This window comes from Streptomyces sp. NPDC058231, from assembly GCF_042882275.1.
In the GTDB taxonomy this organism is placed as follows: Bacteria; Actinomycetota; Actinomycetes; order Streptomycetales; family Streptomycetaceae; genus Streptomyces.
Genome location: NZ_JBHVWN010000001.1, coordinates 292369 through 310165, shown reverse-complemented (window position 1 = coordinate 310165; position 17797 = coordinate 292369). Strand labels below are relative to the sequence as shown.

Sequence of the window (17797 nt, the reverse complement as noted above, 5' to 3'; positions counted from 1 at the left end):
ATCACCACCACCCCACGGGAAACCCGACATGACGCAGAACCAGCACCCCGTTCCGCTCCGCATCGTCATCGGCTGCGACGACGCCGGATACGCGTACAAGGAGGCCCTCAAGGCCGACCTGGAAGCCGACCCGCGCGTCGGGTCCGTCCTCGACGTCGGGGTGACCGCGGACGAGCACACCGCCTACCCGCACATCGGGGTGGCCGCCGCACGTGTGGTCGCCGACGGGGAAGCCGACCGGGCCCTGCTGCTGTGCGGCACCGGACTCGGCGTCGCGATCAGCGCCAACAAGGTGCGCGGCATCCGCGCCGTCACCGCCCACGACAGCTTCTCCGTCGAACGGGCGGTACTGAGCAACAACGCCCAGGTCCTCACCATGGGCCAGCGCGTCATCGGTCTCGAACTCGCCCGCCGGCTGGTGCGTGAGTGGCTCGGCTACCGCTTCGACGCGTCCTCGCCCTCGGGCGAGAAGGTCGCCGTCCTCGACGCGTACGACACCGCCGCGGCCGCCGGGCCCGAGGGCGGGCCGGCCACCGGCTGCTGACGCCCGCCCGTTCCGCCGCATCACCCCTGCCACCACTTACAACGACGTAAGGTGCACCCCGCATGTCTCCGCTCGCCCTGACCGGGACCGACGTCCTGGCCGCGGCGACCGCGCCCTGGACCGGACACGACACCCGGCTCATCGTCATGGTCGCCCTCGCCATCGGCGTGATCATCTCGCTGATCGCGATTCTCGACTTCCATCCGTTCGTCGCCCTCATCGGCGGTTCGGTCGTCCTCGGCATAGGTTCGGGCACCGAACTGGCCAAGGTGGTCGACTCGTTCAGCACCGGAATGGGCTCCACGCTCGGCTCCACCGGCGCCCTGATCGCGCTCGGCTCCATCCTCGGCAAGCTCCTCGCCGACTCGGGAGGCGTCGACCGCATCGTCGACACGATCGGCTCGCGCTCGGGCCCCCGGCTGCTGCCCTGGTCGATGGCGCTGATCGCCGCGGTCATCGGCCTCCCGATGTTCTTCGAGGTGGGCCTCGTCCTGCTGGTGCCGATCATCGTGGTCATGGCCAGGCGGACGAACACGCCCCTGGTGCTCCTCGCCGTGCCCGCCCTCGCGGGCCTGGGCACCATGCACGCGTTCGTGCCGCCGCACCCCGGCCCGCTGGTCGCCGTCAGCGCGCTCAACGCCGACGTCGGCACCACACTCGGCCTGGGCCTGCTCGCGGCGATACCCACCGTGATCATCGCGGGACCGCTGTACGGGAAGTTCATAGCCCGCCGGGTGCGCAGCGAGGCCCCGGCCGAACTCGTCGCCTCCCTCGTCAAGGAGGCCGACCGGGCGCGGGAGACGGGTGCGGCCCGGCGGCTGCCGAGCTTCGCCGTCTCGGTCGGCGCGGTCGCCCTGCCCGTCGTACTGATGCTCGCCAAGTCGGTCGCCGACATCGCGTTCCCCGGTGACGCCTGGTACAACCACCTGCTGGACTTCCTCGGCACCCCGCTCGTCGCGATGTTCATCGCGGTGCTCGTCGCCATGGTCGTCTTCGGTTTCCGCCTCGGACGCGACCGTGCCGAGGTCCGCGCGACCGTGACCGCGGGCCTGCCCGCGGTCGCCGGCATCCTGCTCGTCGTCGGCGCGGGCGGCGGCTTCAAGCAGCTCATCGTGGACACCGGCGTCGCCGACGCCATCGGCAAGTTCGCCGCGGAGGCGCACATGCCGCTGCTCGTCCTCGGCTGGCTGCTCGCCGTCCTGATCCGCCTGGCCACCGGCTCGGCGACCGTCGCCACCACCGCCGCCGCGGGCATCATGGCTCCGATGGCGGCGGGCGTGCCACCGGTGGAGGCCTCTCTGATCGCGCTCGCCGTGGGTGCGGGATCACTCTTCTTCTCCCACGTCAACGACGCCGGCTTCTGGCTGGCGAAGGAGTACTTCGGGATGAGCGTCTCCCAGAACATCAAGACCTGGTCTGCGCTCTCGACGATCGTCGCCGTGATGGGCCTGGCCATGTCCCTGCTCATGTACGCGGTCTTCGTCTGACCCGTCGCATCTGCGAAGTCCGCGCCCGTACGCCAGCGGCCCGCACCCGTTCCGACCTCGAACGGGAAGGGTCCGGGCTCCCGCGGACACCGTAAGAGAATCTGTCCATGCGGCCCTCACGACCGCATCCCGCAAGGAAGAAGCACCCGATGTCCGCTGAGCACCCCACCTCCGCCCCCACCACCGCCGTCCTCGGTCTCGGTGCCATGGGTCTGCCCATGGCCACCCGCCTCGCCGGCGCCTTCCCGGTCCAGGCGTTCGACGTCTTCGAGGAACGCCGCGCCCTCGCCGCGCAGGCCGGTGCCACGCCCGCCGCCACTCCGGCCGAGGCCGCACAGGGCGCCGATGTGGTCGTCATCGCCGTACGCGACCAGGAGCAGCTGGAGTCCTGTCTGTTCGGTGGGGGGATCGTCGAGCGCGGGGCCGCCGAGTCGCTGCGCGAGGGCGCGGTCGTCGTGGTCACGTCGACCGTCGGCGTCGACGGTGTCCAGGCCGTCGCGGCTCGCCTCGCCCAGCAGGGCGTACTGCTGGTGGACGCCCCCGTCAGCGGCGGTTCCGTACGCGCCGGCACCGGCGATCTGCTGATCATGGTCGGCGCGGACGACGCGGCCCTCGCCGCCTCCCGGCCGGTCCTCGCCCGGCTCGGTTCCACGCTGCACATCGTCGGACCGCGCATCGGTGACGGCCAGATCATGAAGACCGTCAACCAGCTCCTGTGCGGCATCCACACCGCGGCCGCCGCCGAGTCGCTCGCGCTCGCCCGCGCCCTCGGTATCGATCTGGACCGCGCCGTCGACGTCCTGGGCCAGGGCGCCGCGGCGTCCTTCATGCTGGCCGACCGCGGCCCGCGCATGGTCCAGCAGTACGAGGTGAAGGAGGACGGCACCGGTGGCCCCGAGCTGCGTTCCCGGCTGGACATCATCCGCAAGGACATGAACATCGTGGTGTCCCTCGCCAAGAAGGCCGGCGTCGCCACCTCCGTGGCCGCCGCGGCCGACCAGCTCTACCAGCTCGCCATCAGCCAGGGTCTGGCGGCCGAGGACGACTCGGCGCTGATCACCCTGCTGTCCCCGCGCACCGCGCACTGAACGCGGCCCCACGGGGGGAGGGGCCGCCGCTCCGACTAGGCTGAAAGCCGGTCCGCCGGAAGCGTCCGGCACATCACAGGGAGAGTCAACGATGGGACCAGTCGGCAGGCAGGTGCGTCCGGCCGGGCTCGGCAGGACCGTGCTCATGGACGAGGCGTACGACGCGTTGCTCGCCCTGATCCTCGACGAAGGTCTGGAGCCGGGCACACCCCTGCGCATCGACACCATCGCCAAGGACTGGGGCGTCTCGCCGACGCCGCTGCGCGAGGCGCTCGCCAAGCTGGAGAACACCGGCCTGGTCGTCCGGGTCCCGCACCGCGGCTACACGGTCGCCCCGCTCCTGGACGACGCGGGGTTCCGCGAACTGATGGGCGCCCGGTTGCTCATCGAGCCGTACAGCGCCCGCCAGGCGTGTGAGCGGGACGCGGCGGGCACGGCGCGCGCACTGGCCGAGAGCCACCGGCTGATGGAAGCGGCGGCGGCGCAGCGGGTGGCGGACGACTTCCGGGCCTACCTCCAGGCCGACTCGGCCTTCCACGCCACCATCGCCCGCGCGGCGGGCAACCGTTTCCTCTCCGCGGCGATCGACCCGCTGGGCGCGCACATCCAGCGCTTCCGCCGTTTCACCGGCGGCCGGGTCACCGACACCGAGGAAGCGCTCGCCGAACACGCCGCGGTGCTCGGCGCGTTCGAGTCAGCGGACGGAGACGGCTGCGAGGCGGCGATGCGCGCGCATCTGGAAGGTGTGGCGCACCGGTCGTTCGGCCACTGACGCCCGCGTCGCCCGCGGCTGCACCCCTGCGCCACCGAGGCCCGAAGCGGCTGCGCGCTGCCCCGAAAAGGGCCGCGCAGCCGCTCTTCGGCATGGCCGGAATTATCCGTTCCGGATTGTTGAAGACGATGCCGAGAACCTATTGACCTGGCCGTTTGCTCCTGTGCATGCTTCACGCGTCTTTTTGTAAATGGCGTGAATTTATCTAACCGGCCCGGACTCCCGACGTGGCGTCGCAGGCTTACGGCCGGGAGCAGGAGCCCCCCCATGAACCACTGGAACGACACCTCGCTCGGGGACGACGAGCGGGTCGAGGCCCTCATGGCCGCGATGACGCGGACCGAGAAACTCGCCCAGCTGGGCAGCTACTGGGCCAAGGCCAATGTCGGCAGCGGCGACGCCCGGGTCGCACCGATCGAGGAGGCGCTCGCCGCCCGCTCGGGCGAGTCCGCAGCCCTCGCCCACGGCATCGGCCATCTCACCCGCCCCTACGGCACCAGGCCCCTCACCCCCGAGGAGGGCCGCGCCGAGCTCGTCCGCCTGCAGCGGCTGCTGATCGACACCACCCGCCTGGGCATCCCGGCCATCGCCCACGAGGAGTGCCTCACCGGCTTCGCCGCGTTCGGCGCCACCGTCTACCCCACGCCGCTGGCCTGGGCCGCGACCTTCGACACCGCGCTGGTCGAGGAGATGGGCGCCGCGATCGGCCGCGACATGGCGTCCGTCGGCGTCCACCAGGGGCTCGCCCCGGTCCTGGACGTGGTGCGCGACTACCGCTGGGGCCGTGTCGAGGAGACCCTCGGCGAGGACCCGTACCTGACCGGGCTGGTGGGCACCGCCTATGTGCGCGGCGTGCAGTCCCAGGGCGTCATCGCGACCCTCAAGCACTTCGCCGGTCACGCGGCCTCGCGCGGGGCCCGCAACCACGCGCCCGTCTCCATCGGCGCCCGCGAGATGGCCGATGTGATCCTGCCGCCGTTCGAGATGGCGGTACGCGAAGGCGCCGTCGGTTCGGTGATGAACACCTACACCGACCAGGACGGCGTCCCCGCCTGCGCCGACGAGTCCCTCCTGACGACCGTGCTGCGCGAGCAGTGGGGCTTCACCGGAACCGTCGTCTCCGACTACGGGTCGATCGCGTTTCTGCGCACCATGCACCGCGTCGCCGCCACCGAGGGTGACGCGGCCCGCCTCGCCCTGGGCGCCGGCATGGACATCGAGCTTCCCAACACCCGCTGTTACGGCGAACCTCTCGCCCAGCAGCTCGAAGCGGGCCAGGTGGCCCCCGAGCTCCTGGACCGCGCCGTCGAACGCGTCCTGCGCCACAAGCTCCAGCTCGGCCTGCTGGACGCCGGCTACACCCCGGAGACGGACGCCGGTGTCGGCACCGCCGTCGACCTGGACTCCCCGGCCAACCGCGCCCTCGCGCGCACCCTCGCCGAACGCTCCGTCGTCCTGCTCGCCAACGAGGGCGCCGCCCTGCCGCTGGCCGCCGCCCGCACCCCGGCCATCGCCCTGATCGGCCCCGGCGCCGACGACTCCGGCACCTTCCTGGGCTGCTACTCGTTCCCCAATCACGTGCTGCCCAAGCACCCCGGCCACCCGGCCGGGCTCGCCCTGCCCAGTCTGCGTGAGGCGCTCACCGCCGAACTGCCGGACGTCACCTTCACCTACGAGCAGGGCTGCACGGTCAGCGGCACCGACCGTTCAGGCCTGCCCGCCGCCGTCCGCGCGGCCGCCTCGGCCGATCTGGCCCTGGTCGTCGTCGGCGACCGCTCCGGCATGTTCGGCAACGGCACCTCGGGGGAGGGATGCGACGCCTCCGACCTCCGACTCCCCGGCGTGCAGGTGCAGTTGGTCGAGGAGGTGCTGGCCACCGGCGTCCCGGTCGTCCTGCTCGTGGTCTCCGGACGCCCGTATGCGCTCGGCGGTCTCGCCGAACGCTGCGCGGCCGTCGTGCAGACGTTCATGCCCGGCGAGGAGGGCGGTCCCGCACTGGCCCGGGTGCTGTCGGGCCGGGTCACCCCCGGCGGCAAGCTGCCCGTGCAGATCCCGGCCTCCCCGGGGAGTGGTCCGGGTACCTACCTCAACCCGCCCCTCGGCCGCTTCAGCGACGGCATCAGTGTCCTCGACAACACGCCCCTGTATCCCTTCGGGCACGGCATCTCGTACACCTCCTTCGAGTACGAGGACCTGCGGACCGCCGAGGACGGGCGCGTACCCACCGACGGGTTCATCGAGGTCTCCTGCCTGGTACGCAACACGGGTGACCGCGCCGGCCGGGAGACGGTCCAGCTGTACTACGACGACCCGGTCGCCCAGGTGGCCCGGCCCACCCAGCAGCTGGCGGCCTTCGGCGTCGTCGACCTCGAACCCGGCGAGGCGACCCGGGTGTCGTTCCGGGTGCACGCCGACCAGACCTCGTACACCAAGGACGCCTCGGGCGACGGGCGGCGCATCGTCGAGCCCGGCACCATCCGTCTCATGGTCGGCTCCTCCAGCGGCGACATCCGGCTGAGCGCCGACATCGAACTCACCGGACCTCAGCGCCTGGTGGGCGCGGACCGCCACCTCACCCACGGCTGACCAGCTCCCGCGCGGCCCGTCGGGGACGTCTGCCCGGCCCCACGGGCGGTACGCCTCCCCGACGACGCGAGACCACCTGCCGCAGCCGACGGCATCCGAGCCCCGCCTCGCACCGTGCCTCCCCATGTCTGCGCACGTCCTGCCCGCTCAACAGGAAGCAACCCTCACCATGACCACGGACACCCTTCGCAGCGACACCGGCGCGCCCCCGCCCGGCGAGTCCGCCCCCACCGTCCAGAACCCCCGGCCCCGACTGGTGGTCGGCATGGCGGCAGGCCAACTCGGCCTGTTCCTGGCCCTCTTGACGCCCATCCTGGTCAGCCTGCAACTCAAGGTGCAGTCGATCGTCCCCGAGGACGACCAGGTCACCGCGCTCGGCATCGTCACCACGACCGGTTCGGTGGCCGCGATGCTGGCGAACCCGTTCTTCGGGCGCCTCAGCGACCGCACCACCAGCCGCTTCGGCCGCCGCAGGCCGTGGCTGGTGCTCGGCATGCTGGGCCTGCTGATCGGACTGCTGATCATCGCGACGGCGAGCAGCGTCGCCGTCGTCACCGTCGGCTTCGTCATCGCCTCCGCGTCCGCCAACGCGGCACTCGCCGCCTTCGTCGCGACCGTCGCCGACAACGTCCCCGAGCAGAAGCGCGGCAAGATCAGCGGGCTGCTCGGCATCATGCAGAACCTGGCCCCCACCGCGGGCACCTGGATCGCCAAGTGCTTCACCGACCAGATGCTGCTGCTCTTCCTGGTCCCCAGCGCCATCGGCATCCTCCTGGTGATCGGCTACGTCCTGGTCCTGCCGGACAAGCCGCTGGAGCAGAAGCTCCCGCGGGAAGGGTTCAAGGCCGTCCTGCGCACCTACTGGGTGGACCCCAGGCAGCACCCGGACTTCGCCTGGGCCTGGCTCTCACGCTTCCTGCTGACCCTCGCCAACTGGATGTTCACCACCTTCCGTCTCATCTACCTCCAGCACGAGATGCGGCTCTCCACCGCGGAGGCGACCGAGACGCTCGCCACCGGCGTCCTCATCTACGGGCTCTGCGTGATGGGCTCCGCGCAGGCCGCGGGCTGGCTCTCGGACCGCTTCGGGCGCCGCAAGCCGTTCATCGCCGTCGCCGCGGTGCTGTTCGGCGTGGGCATGCTGATCCTCAGCCAGTCCGACACGATCGGCCTCTTCTACTGCGCGGAGATCGTGCTGGGCCTGGGCTTCGGCACCTACCTCGGCGTCGACCTCGCCCTTGTCATCGACGTCCTGCCGGACCCCGGTAATCCCTCCAAGGACCTCGGCATCTTCAACATCGCGATGTCGGCCCCGCAGATCTTCGCCCCCGCGCTGGGAGCGCTGCTCATCTCCCTCGGCGGCGGCCACAACTACTCGATCCTGCTGATCACCTCCTCACTGGTGTGTCTCTGCGGCGCGCTGGCGATCCTGCCGGTGCGCAAGGTGCGCTGACGGCCCGTACGACGGCCGGTCCCCGGCAGCCCGCGGCGCGGGCTGCCGGACGTCCGGAAAAACACCAAAGTTGCACCGGAGTCCACAAGCGATGTCCGGCCGGCGAGGACACGGCATCATGGGCCACATGCGCAGAACCGAGGCCGTCGCCGTCACCCTGGTACGCGGTGACATCACAGAGCAGTCCGCCGATGTCATCGTCAACGCGGCGAACTCCTCCCTGCTCGGCGGTGGCGGGGTCGACGGAGCGATCCACCGCCGCGGCGGCCCGGAGATCCTCGCCGCCTGCCGCGAGCTGCGTGCCTCGCAGTACGGAAAGGGGCTGCGGACCGGCCGGGCCGTCGCCACCACGGCCGGGAAGCTCGACGCCCGCTGGGTGATCCACACGGTCGGTCCGGTGTGGAGCAGCGTCGAGGACCGGTCCGTTCTGCTGGCCTCGTGCTACCGCGAATCGCTGCGGGTCGCCGCCGAGCTGGGCGCCCGTACCGTCGCCTTCCCCGCCGTCTCCACCGGCATCTACGGGTGGCCCCTGGACGACGGAGCGCGGATCGCGGTCCGCACGGTCCTGGCTGAGGCGGCCGCGCCGGTGGAGGAGGTGCGGTTCGTGCTGTTCGACGCACACGCGTACGCGGAGTTCGAGGAGGCCCTGGCGGCGCAAGGCTGATGTCGGATTCCCGCCAGCCCGGCCATGTCCGGTGGCTCATGCTGGAGACATGCACACCGACACCGAGCGTTGCGTAAGGGCCGTCCGGTCCAAGGACGCCCGCTTCGACGGCTGGTTCTTCACGGCGGTTCTGACCACCCGGATCTACTGCCGTCCGAGCTGCCCCGTCGTGCCGCCCAAAGTCGAGAACATGACTTTCTACCCCAGTGCCGCCGCCTGCCAGCAGGCCGGCTTCCGGGCGTGCAAGCGGTGCCGGCCCGACACCAGCCCCGGCTCCCCGGAGTGGAACGCCCGAGCCGACTCGGTCGCCCGCGCGATGCGGCTCATCGGGGACGGCGTCGTCGACCGCGAGGGGGTGCCGGGGCTGGCCGCCAGGCTCGGCTACTCCGCCCGGCAGATCGAGCGCCAGCTGCTCGCGGAGCTGGGTGCCGGTCCGCTCGCCCTGGCCCGCGCCCAGCGCGCCCAGACCGCCCGGCTGCTCATCGAGACCACCGGGCTCCCCATGGCCGACGTGGCGTTCGCGGCCGGGTTCTCCTCCGTCCGTACCTTCAACGACACCGTCCGCGAGGTCTTCGCTCTTGTGCCGAGTGAGCTGCGCACCCGCGCCGCCCGGTCCTCGAAGCCGCCGGTGACCCCGGGAGTGATAGCGCTGCGGCTGCCGTACCGGGCACCGCTCAACCCCTCCAACCTCTTCGGCCACCTTGTCGTGACCGCGGTCCCCGGCGTCGAGGAGTGGCGCGACGGCGCCTACCGCCGCACACTCGACCTCCCCCACGGGCACGGCATCGTCGCGCTCACCCCGCAGCCCGACCACATCGGGTGCCGGCTCCTCCTCACCGATCCGCGCGATCTCACCCTCGCCATCAGCCGCTGCCGCTGGCTGCTGGACCTGGACGCCGACCCGGTGGCCGTCGACGACCAGTTGAGGTCCGACCCGCTGCTCGCGCCGCTGATCGACAAGGGGCCGGGGCGGCGGGTGCCGCGGACCGTCGACGGCGCGGAGTTCGCCGTACGGGCGGTGCTCGGCCAGCAGGTCTCGACGGCTGCCGCCCGCACCCACGCGGCCCGGCTGGTCACCGCCCACGGCGTTCCCGTCGACGACCCGGAGGGCGGCCTCACCCACCTCTTCCCGACCCCCGGGGCACTTGCCGGGCTCGACCCCGAACAGCTGGCGCTGCCGCGCAGCCGTCGTACCACCCTCACCACCCTGGTCGGTGCGCTCGCCGACGGTTCACTGCGGCTCGGCACCGACACCGACTGGGAGGGGGCCCGGGCCGAACTGGCCGCACTGCCGGGTTTCGGCCCGTGGACCGTCGAGGTCATCGCCATGCGGGCGCTCGGGGACCCGGACGCCTTCGTCCCCACCGACCTCGGCATCCGCCGGGCGGCACAGGAACTCGGTCTCCCCTCGACCCCCGCGGCGCTCACCGCACGTGCGGCGGCCTGGCGCCCATGGCGGGCGTACGCGGTCCAGTACCTCTGGACCGTCGACGACCATCCCATCAACCATCTGCCCGCGTAAGGGAGTTCACCGATGAGTGCCACACGCGCCGCGACCCGGCAGTACACGGTCGTCGACAGCCCGTACGGTCCACTGACCCTCGTGGCCACCGAGGGCGTGCTCGCGGGCCTCTACATGACCGGTCAGCGCCACCGGCCGCCCGAGGAATCCTTCGGCGACCCGGACCCGCGGCCCTTCACGGAGGCGGCCCGCCAGCTGGACGCCTATTTCGCGGGTGAGCTGAGGGAGTTCGACCTGCCGCTGCGCCTGGACGGCACCCCGTTCCAGCGCAGTGTCTGGGACCAGCTCCAGCAGATCCCGTACGGCGTGACGCGTTCGTACGGAGAACTCGCCGAACGCCTGGGCAAGCCGGGCGCATCCCGCGCGGTGGGCCTCGCCAACGGCAAGAACCCGGTCGGGATCATCGTCCCCTGCCACCGGGTCGTCGGAGCCTCGGGCAGCCTCACCGGCTACGGCGGCGGACTCGACCGCAAGCAGCGGCTGCTGGCCTTCGAGAACGGCACGGAGGGTGACACTCCGGCATTGTTCTAGACACGGCGAAGCCCGACGGCGCAAGGCGACCGTCGGGCTTCCGTCCGTCCTGCGACGCGGATCCGGCTCAGCCGGTGAAGATCTCCACGACCGACCAGATCGCCAGCCCCAGCATGCACAGTCCGCCGACGCGCTGGACCGTCTTGAGCGGAACCCGCTTGGCGATGAAGCGACCCGCGAGGAGCGCGAGCGCCGACACCGACATCAGTGCGGCCGCGGACCCGATGGCCGTGGACCAGGTGCCGTTGCTGGCGGCCAGGTTGGCGGTGGTGATCTGGGTGAGGTCACCCCATTCGCTGATGAACACGGCCATGAAGGCGGTCGAGTACACCGGCCAGAAGCCGGTCACGGTCTTCGAGTCCGCCTCGTCGTCACCGTCGTCGCCCCCGGCGCGCAGCAGCATGAAGGCGCCGAACGCGAAGAGGGACGCGGAGATGACCTTGACTGTCCAGTCGGGCAGCAGCCCGATCAGGCCGCCCGCTCCGACGGCGATCGCGACATGCACGATGAACGCGGACGAGGTGCCGAACCAGACGTACAGCGGGCGCATGCGCGTGCCCATGGCGAGCGACGCGAACATGGTCTTGTCGGGGAGCTCCGCGAGGAAGATCAGCCCGAAGGCGGTGATGATCGCCAGGGGGTCGAGATGCATTCCGGGTGGCTTTCTGTGAGAGCCGGGCCCCGGGTCTTTCCGCGAAGCGCCACTCGGGCTTTTCGGAGGACCACTCGGCCCGGCATGACTGCAGTGCCCACGGAGTGCGGGCACGTCATACCTGACCGAAGGTCTCGCCCGCCCGTAACGATCACGAGCCCGGCCACCGGGAACCCGGAGGTTCCAGTGTGTCGACGACCGGTTTGCAGGGCTACTCCCCTTCGCAGCCATCCACTCTACCCCACAGGCCCGGGCCCGCCGCGGCCGGAGGCGTGCAGCTGTTCGAGCAGGTGCACGCTGGGTACAGTCCCACGGTGATCATCCGCGCCACGACCTGGAGCACATACGCATGAGTCGCCGCACCGGCAGGGCCGCCACGCCGGACCGGGGCGCGTCCCGGCCCACCGTCAGCGTCTGCCGCGGATGCTGCTGCGGTACCCCGAAGGTCCCGGACGTGGACCACGCCGCACAGCTCGCCACCCTGCGCCGGTCGCTCGACGGAAGTGCCACGGTGCGTGCCGTGGAGTGTCTGGACGCCTGCGAGCAGGCCAACGTCGTCGTCGTGCAGCCTTCGGCCGAGGGCAGGAGGGCGGGCGGCCGCCCGGTCTGGCTCGGCCTGGTGAACGACCCCGATGCCGTCGCCGACGTCGTCGCCTGGGCCGAGGCGGGCGGGCCCGGCCTCGCGGACGCCCCCGACATCCTCGACCTGTACACGTTCCGGCCCTCGCGCCGGATACAGCAGGAACTCGAGGGCCGGGGCCCGGCCCGGCCGGGATGCGCGTGACCACCGGCCCGCCCGCCGCGGCTTGCCGTCCCGCCACTCAGCCGGTGGTCCCCGCGTCCGTCCCGGCGGACAGCCGCGCGAGCAGCGACGGCAGTGCGGTCCCGATGGGCTCGCGGATCGTCTCCTCGGCCAGTTCGTCGTACGGTGTCGGCTCGGCGTTCACCACGATCAGCCGCGCACCGTGCTCCGCGGCGATCCCGGCCAGCGACGCGGCGGGCTGCACCTGAAGCGTCGTACCGACCGCGATGAACACCTCGCACGCCTTCGCGATCGACATCGCCTCGCCCAGCACCACCGGATCGAGCCGCTCGCCGAACATGACCGTCGCCGACTTCAGGATGCCGCCGCAGACCGCGCACGGCGGATCCTCCTCGCCCTGCTCGACCCTGGTCAGCGCCTCGGTCATCGGTGAACGGGCATGGCAGCGGGTGCACACCACCTCGCGCGCGGTGCCGTGCAGTTCGAGGACCTTGCGGGCGGAGAGCCCGGCCAGCTGGTGCAGCCCGTCCACGTTCTGCGTGATCACCCGCACCGCGACCCCGGACCGCTCCAGCTCCACCACGGCGCGGTGCGCGGCGTTCGGCTCGGCCTGCCAGGTGGCGCTGGTGCGGCGCATCTGCCAGGAGCGGCGGCGGATCTCCGGATCAGCCATGTAGAAGCTGTACGTGACGAGCTTCTCCGCCTCCGGGTCCTTCCGCCACAGACCGTTCGGCCCGCGGTAGTCGGGGATGCCGGAGTCGGTGGAGATTCCGGCGCCGCTGAGGATCGCGACGAGAGTCATACGGTGAGCGTACGCAGCGGTGGCCGGGGCCCGCGAGGTCTTAAAGGGCGGGTCGCAGTCCGTCCGCGGGCCTGCCGTCCTCCAGTTCCACGGTGCCCGTTCCCGAGTCGAGCACCTGGAGCGCCGCCCGCACCCGGAGGCCCAGCGCGGCGGGCAGATACCGGTCGAGCGAGCCACGCTCCACCAGCTTCCAGGACAGGAGTTCCTCCTCCTGCAGCCGGATCTCCCGCAGCCGGGCGGCGTCCAGGATTCCGCCGTCGTACAGATAGGCGGCGATCGGGGGCCGTTGAGGGCTGCGCGCCCAGTCGATGGCGAGCAGCCGTCCGGGCTCCAGGTCGAGCCCGATCTCCTCGGCCGTCTCGCGCCGCGCGGCCTGCCGCGGGGTCTCGCCCTCGTCGGACTCGATGGTCCCGCCGGGCAGCGCCCAGCCGTCCCGGTAGTTCGGCTCGACGAGCAGCACGCGTCCCTCCTCGTCCAGGAAGACGGTTGCCGCGGCGGCCAGCACCCTGGGCAGTCCCGCGATGTACGTGGCGTAGTCAGTGGTGGTCACGTGCGCAGCGTAATCGGGCACCGCGCCGGCCACCGGACCGCAGGTCCAGGGCACGGACACCCATGGGCACGGGACGGGTGCTCCGGATAGGGTCGGGGCGGCGCGACTGCCTGTTCGAAAAACAAAGGATGCAAGGTGACGGACGGAGCAGTGATGGAGACCGCCGGTGTGCTCGTCGCGGCGGACAAGTTCAAGGGATCGCTCACCGCGGTTCAGGTCGCGGAGCGGGTGACGGCCGGACTGCGGCGCGTCGCCCCGGGGGTACGGGTCGAGACCCTGCCCGTGGCGGACGGCGGCGACGGCACGGTGGCGGCGGCGGTGGCCGCGGGATTCGAGCGGCGTGAGGCACGGGTCACCGGGCCGCGCGGGGAGAGCGTGACGGCGGCCTACGCGTTGCGGGGCACCACCGCGGTCGTGGAGATGGCCGAGGCATCGGGTCTCCAGCACCTCCCCGCGGGAGTGTTCGCCCCGTTGACGGCCACGACGTACGGCTCCGGCGAACTGCTGGCCGCAGCGCTCGACGCGGGTGCCCGGACCATTGTGTTCGGAGTCGGCGGCAGCGCCACGACGGACGGCGGCGCGGGCATGCTGACCGCCCTCGGAGCCCGCTTCCTGGATGCCGACGGCAAGCCGGTCGGCCCCGGCGGCGGTGGCCTCGCGGAGCTCGCCGAGGCCGATCTGTCCGGCCTGGACCCGCGGTTGGCCGACGTGGACCTCATCCTCGCCAGCGACGTGGACAACCCGCTGACCGGCCCGAAGGGCGCCCCGGAGGTCTACGGACGGCAGAAGGGCGCGACCGAGGACGACATCGCGGTGCTGGACGCTGCGCTCGCCCATTACGCGTCCGTGCTGGGCCCGGACCACGCGGAGCTGCCCGGGGCGGGCGCGGCGGGCGGTATCGGATACGGGGCGCTGGTCGCCCTCGGCGCGCGGTTCCGCCCCGGCATCGAAGTCATGCTCGATGTCCTCGGCTTCGCCCCCGCGCTGGCCCGAGCCACACTGGTGATCACGGGTGAGGGCTCCCTCGACGAGCAGACCCTGCACGGCAAGGCTCCGGCGGGCGTCGCGGCGGCGGCCCGCGCGGCGGGGCTGGAGGTGGTGGCGGTCTGCGGACGGCTCGCGCTGCCTCCGGAGGCACTGGGCAGGGCCGGCATCCGACGCGCTTACGCCCTCACCGATCTGGAGCCGGACCCCGCGGTGTGCATGGCGCAGGCGGGGCCGCTGCTGGAACGGCTGGCGGAAGGGCTCGCCCGCGACTTCCTGCTGTAGACCGGGCCGGACGGTCTGACGGCGGGGCGGGTCGGGGCGGTCCTGTACGGCGGGCATGCTCCCCGCCCGCCCCGCCCCCGCCCGCCCCGCCGAACCGTCCTACCTCGGCCATACGTCCGGCGCCCTCACCGGCAACGCCCGGCTCCCGGGGCTCGTGCCGAACGCGGGGTGACGCGCGGAACGCCGCGAGCGCGGCACCCGGCTCGGCGAGGCCGGCCACCTCCGCATGTCACTCCTCCACCGCATGCCCGCACCGCTCACGGCCCCGCTGACGGAGCCCGTGCCCGCCGGTGAGGATGCCATCGACGGCGACCGGGGCGACCGTAACGGCGCCTCTCTGTGCGCGTGCACAACCAGGGCCGTCAAACGCTGGTCAGTCGCAGCGAGTCGGTGTCCGGCCGTGGACGGCCGGCCCGCCGGCTGCTGGTCTGTGGCCTCACAGCGCCACGGCGCCGCCCCGGAGCGGCACGGCACCACGGCGCCATGTCGGCCGGCCAGGCCCGGCTCGACGGGCCGACGACCGGCCGACGGCAAGAGTCCTCCGTTCGGATCAGGCCGGGCCCGCGTGGTCCGGTCCGATCCGGCCGAGAGGCCCTGGGCGGAAGGAGGAGGACGACGCATGGCAACGCTCGAGATCCGCGCACTGTCCGTCGGCTACGGCCCGGTCCGGTCCCTGCGCGAGGTCTCCGTCGATGTACCCGCCGGCGCGATCACCGCCGTGCTCGGCGGCAACGGGGCAGGCAAGACCACGCTGCTGCGGGCCATCTCACGGACCCTCGGATTCCACCGAGGAACGGTCACCGGCACCGTCCGCTTCGACGGGCACCCGCTGGACGGGCTCGGCCCCGCCAGGGTGGTGGCCGCCGGAGTCGTCCAAGTGCCCGAGGGGCGGCAGGTGTTCGCCCGGATGACGGTGGCCGACAACCTGCGGGCCGGTGCCCTCGGTGCCCGTGGCGGCCGCAGGGCGTCGGCCTCCGCGCTGGCCCGTGTGCACGAGCTGTTCCCGGTGCTGGCGCAGCGCGCACACCAGCGGGCCGGGCTGCTGTCGGGCGGCGAACAGCAGATGCTGGCGATGGGCCGGGCGCTCATGGCCCGGCCGCGACTGCTGCTGCTCGACGAGCCCTCACTCGGTCTCGCCCCGCTGATGGCGACCAGGATCGCCGAGACGATCCAGGAGATCAACGCGACCGGCACCTCCGTCCTCCTCGTCGAGCAGAATGCCGCGATCGCCCTGCGGCTCGCCTCGACCGCGTACGTACTCGAGGTCGGTGAGGTCACCCTCGAAGGTCCGGCCGACGAGCTCGCGGCCTCCGACGAGGTGCGCCGTCGTTACCTCGGCGTCGTCGACGGGACGGCCGCCGAGGAGGCGGCCGCGGCCGGGCGGACCGTGCGCACCCTGAGCAGGTGGTCCGCGTGACGCCGGCCTCCACGGGTGCCGACGATGCGGCCACGGCACCCGCCGCGCTCGCGGTACGCGACGTCACGGTCCGTTTCGCCGGGATCACCGCCCTCGACGCCGTCTCGTTCACCGTCGAACCCGGCAGTGTCCACGCCGTCATCGGCCCCAACGGTGCGGGCAAGTCCACCTGCTTCAACGTGCTTTCGGGGGTGTACCGGGCCGCCTCCGGCAGCGTCCGGCTCGGCACCACCGAGCTGACCGGGCTCGCCCCGCACCGGATCGCCTCCCTCGGCGTCGCCCGCACCTTCCAGAATCTGGCGCTGCCGCCGCACGCCACGGTCGCCGACAGTCTCCTGCTCGGCCGGCACCGGCTCACCCGCGCCGGGTTCCTCGCCGCCGGCCTGCGGCTGCCGTCCGCGGTACGCGAGGCGCGGCGTCATCTCGCCCGGGTCCGAGAGATCGCCGAATTCGTCGGTCTGGAAGGGGAGTTGGACAGACAGGCCGGGGATCTTCCGTACGGGCAGCAGAAGTTGGTCGAGCTCGGCCGCGCGCTGTGCATGGAGCCGCGGGTCCTGCTCCTCGACGAACCCGTCGCCGGGATGACCGCCGACGAGCGCCGCCGTACCGCCGTCGTCGTCGCCGGTGTGCGCGACAGCCTCGGCATCTCGATCGTGCTCGTCGAACACGACATGGGGGTGGTGATGCGGCTCGCGGACGCGGTGACCGTACTCGACTTCGGACGCCGGATCGCGGCGGGCACCCCCGCCGAGGTGCAGAACGATCCGGCCGTCGTCCAGGCCTACTTGGGGGCACAGGAATGACCACCTTCATCGAACTCCTCCTCGGCGGCCTCTCCATCGGTTCGGTCTACGCACTGATCGCGCTCGGCTTCGTCGTCATCTTCAAAGCCACCGAAGTCGTCAACTTCGCCCATGCCTCGCTGCTGCTCGCGGGCGGATACGTCACCGCCGTTCTCCACGACGACATCGGCTTCTGGCCCGCGCTCGTCGTCGGCATCGCGGGCGCCGCGGCCGTCGGGGCCGGCGTCGAATTCCTCGTGATGCGGCGCTACCGGGGCAGTGACCACAGCGTCCTCGCCATCGTCACCATCGGCGTCGACATCCTCCTCACCACCGAACTCACCCGTCGGATCGGCACCGATGTGCTCTCCCTCGGCGACCCGTGGGGGGACCGGGTCATCACCATCGGCGATGTCACGCTCGCCCAGACCCGGGTCGCGGCCTTCCTCGCGGCGGGCCTGCTCATCACGGCGTTCCTGCTCGCCTTCCGTTTCACCGCGTGGGGCGTGTCGATGCGGGCCGCCGCCGAGAATCCGCAGACCGCCGCCCTGATGGGGGTACGGCTGGGCCGGGTCTCGCTCGCCGCATGGGCGGTCGCCGGAGCACTCGCCGCCGTCGCCGCCCTGTTCCTCACCGTGTTCCCGACCCCCGGGCTCGAACGCGCCACCTCCCTGGCCGCGCTCAAGGCGTTCCCCGCCGCGATCCTCGGCGGCCTCGACTCGACGACCGGGGCGCTCGCCGGCGGACTGATCGTCGGCGTCACCGAGTCGCTCGCCACCGGCTACCAGAGCGATCTCTCCTTCCTCGGTCGCGGCATCGGCGACCTGGCCCCCTACCTGACCATGGTGATCGTGCTGCTGGTGCGGCCCGCGGGACTGTTCGGCACGAAGGAGCTCGCCCGTGTCTGAGGCAACC

General features: G+C 72.1%; 17 protein-coding genes. 14 read left to right on the top strand and 3 right to left on the bottom strand.

The genetic code is table 11. The features are described from left to right. Positions 1-28 precede the first annotated feature (28 nt). From ACFVXE_RS01250 to ACFVXE_RS01210, 9 genes are all read left to right on the top strand, one after another. Positions 29-544, top strand: coding sequence for a ribose-5-phosphate isomerase (locus ACFVXE_RS01250; RefSeq protein ID WP_389667962.1), 516 nt, complete (start codon positions 29-31; stop codon positions 542-544). A 62-nt stretch (positions 545-606) separates the two neighbouring features. Further along, positions 607-2031, top strand: a complete 1425-nt coding sequence (locus ACFVXE_RS01245; RefSeq protein WP_389667961.1) for a gluconate:H+ symporter — start codon at positions 607-609, stop codon at positions 2029-2031. 149 nt (positions 2032-2180) lie between these two features. Further along, on the top strand, positions 2181-3119 hold the full coding sequence (locus tag ACFVXE_RS01240) for an NAD(P)-dependent oxidoreductase (protein WP_389667959.1): 939 nt from the start codon (positions 2181-2183) through the stop codon (positions 3117-3119). A 91-nt stretch (positions 3120-3210) separates the two neighbouring features. Further along, a complete protein-coding gene (locus tag ACFVXE_RS01235) occupies positions 3211-3891 on the top strand; it encodes a GntR family transcriptional regulator (protein ID WP_389667958.1) in 681 nt (226 codons plus the stop codon). Between the two features lie 267 nt (positions 3892-4158). Then, positions 4159-6477 carry a beta-glucosidase gene (locus ACFVXE_RS01230; protein ID WP_389667957.1) on the top strand — a complete coding sequence of 773 codons (2319 nt, stop codon included), beginning with the start codon at positions 4159-4161 and terminating at the stop codon, positions 6475-6477. Between the two features lie 124 nt (positions 6478-6601). Continuing rightward, positions 6602-7930: an MFS transporter gene (locus tag ACFVXE_RS01225; RefSeq protein ID WP_389667955.1), complete on the top strand. Its 1329-nt coding sequence runs from the start codon at positions 6602-6604 to the stop codon at positions 7928-7930. A gap of 127 nt (positions 7931-8057) precedes the next feature. Beyond that, positions 8058-8594 (top strand): O-acetyl-ADP-ribose deacetylase, encoded by a 537-nt coding sequence (locus ACFVXE_RS01220; RefSeq protein WP_389667954.1) that lies wholly within the window; start codon positions 8058-8060, stop codon positions 8592-8594. Positions 8595-8643: 49 nt separating this feature from the next. Then, positions 8644-10116, top strand: coding sequence for an AlkA N-terminal domain-containing protein (locus tag ACFVXE_RS01215; RefSeq protein WP_389667952.1), 1473 nt, complete (start codon positions 8644-8646; stop codon positions 10114-10116). A 12-nt stretch (positions 10117-10128) separates the two neighbouring features. Then, positions 10129-10647 (top strand): methylated-DNA--[protein]-cysteine S-methyltransferase, encoded by a 519-nt coding sequence (locus ACFVXE_RS01210; protein WP_389667951.1) that lies wholly within the window; start codon positions 10129-10131, stop codon positions 10645-10647. A 67-nt stretch (positions 10648-10714) separates the two neighbouring features. Here ACFVXE_RS01210 and ACFVXE_RS01205 read toward each other — a convergent pair whose 3' ends face one another. Continuing rightward, positions 10715-11299, bottom strand: a complete 585-nt coding sequence (locus tag ACFVXE_RS01205) for a TMEM165/GDT1 family protein (RefSeq protein WP_389667949.1) — start codon at positions 11297-11299, stop codon at positions 10715-10717. 349 nt (positions 11300-11648) lie between these two features. Here ACFVXE_RS01205 and ACFVXE_RS01200 point away from each other — a divergent pair, with 349 nt between their 5' ends. After that, entirely contained in the window at positions 11649-12083 is a 435-nt protein-coding gene (locus ACFVXE_RS01200) for a (2Fe-2S) ferredoxin domain-containing protein (RefSeq protein ID WP_389667948.1), read from the top strand. 37 nt (positions 12084-12120) lie between these two features. Here the strand turns inward: ACFVXE_RS01200 and ACFVXE_RS01195 are convergent, their stop codons facing one another. Next, positions 12121-12864, bottom strand: coding sequence for an NAD-dependent deacetylase (locus ACFVXE_RS01195; RefSeq protein WP_389667946.1), 744 nt, complete (start codon positions 12862-12864; stop codon positions 12121-12123). Positions 12865-12904: 40 nt separating this feature from the next. Further along, positions 12905-13414, bottom strand: a complete 510-nt coding sequence (locus ACFVXE_RS01190; protein ID WP_389667944.1) for an NUDIX domain-containing protein — start codon at positions 13412-13414, stop codon at positions 12905-12907. Between the two features lie 153 nt (positions 13415-13567). Here ACFVXE_RS01190 and ACFVXE_RS01185 point away from each other — a divergent pair, with 153 nt between their 5' ends. The 4 genes from ACFVXE_RS01185 to ACFVXE_RS01170 all read left to right on the top strand — a co-directional run bounded on the left by ACFVXE_RS01185 (position 13568) and on the right by ACFVXE_RS01170 (position 17790). After that, positions 13568-14683: a glycerate kinase gene (locus ACFVXE_RS01185; RefSeq protein WP_389668087.1), complete on the top strand. Its 1116-nt coding sequence runs from the start codon at positions 13568-13570 to the stop codon at positions 14681-14683. Between the two features lie 619 nt (positions 14684-15302). Continuing rightward, positions 15303-16100, top strand: a complete 798-nt coding sequence (locus ACFVXE_RS01180) for an ABC transporter ATP-binding protein (protein WP_389667943.1) — start codon at positions 15303-15305, stop codon at positions 16098-16100. Further along, on the top strand, positions 16088-16903 hold the full coding sequence (locus tag ACFVXE_RS01175; protein WP_389667941.1) for an ABC transporter ATP-binding protein: 816 nt from the start codon (positions 16088-16090) through the stop codon (positions 16901-16903). The genes ACFVXE_RS01180 and ACFVXE_RS01175 overlap by 13 nt, the downstream gene beginning before the upstream one ends. Continuing rightward, positions 16900-17790 (top strand): branched-chain amino acid ABC transporter permease, encoded by an 891-nt coding sequence (locus ACFVXE_RS01170; RefSeq protein WP_389667939.1) that lies wholly within the window; start codon positions 16900-16902, stop codon positions 17788-17790. The genes ACFVXE_RS01175 and ACFVXE_RS01170 overlap by 4 nt, the downstream gene beginning before the upstream one ends. The last annotated feature ends 7 nt before the right edge of the window (positions 17791-17797 follow it).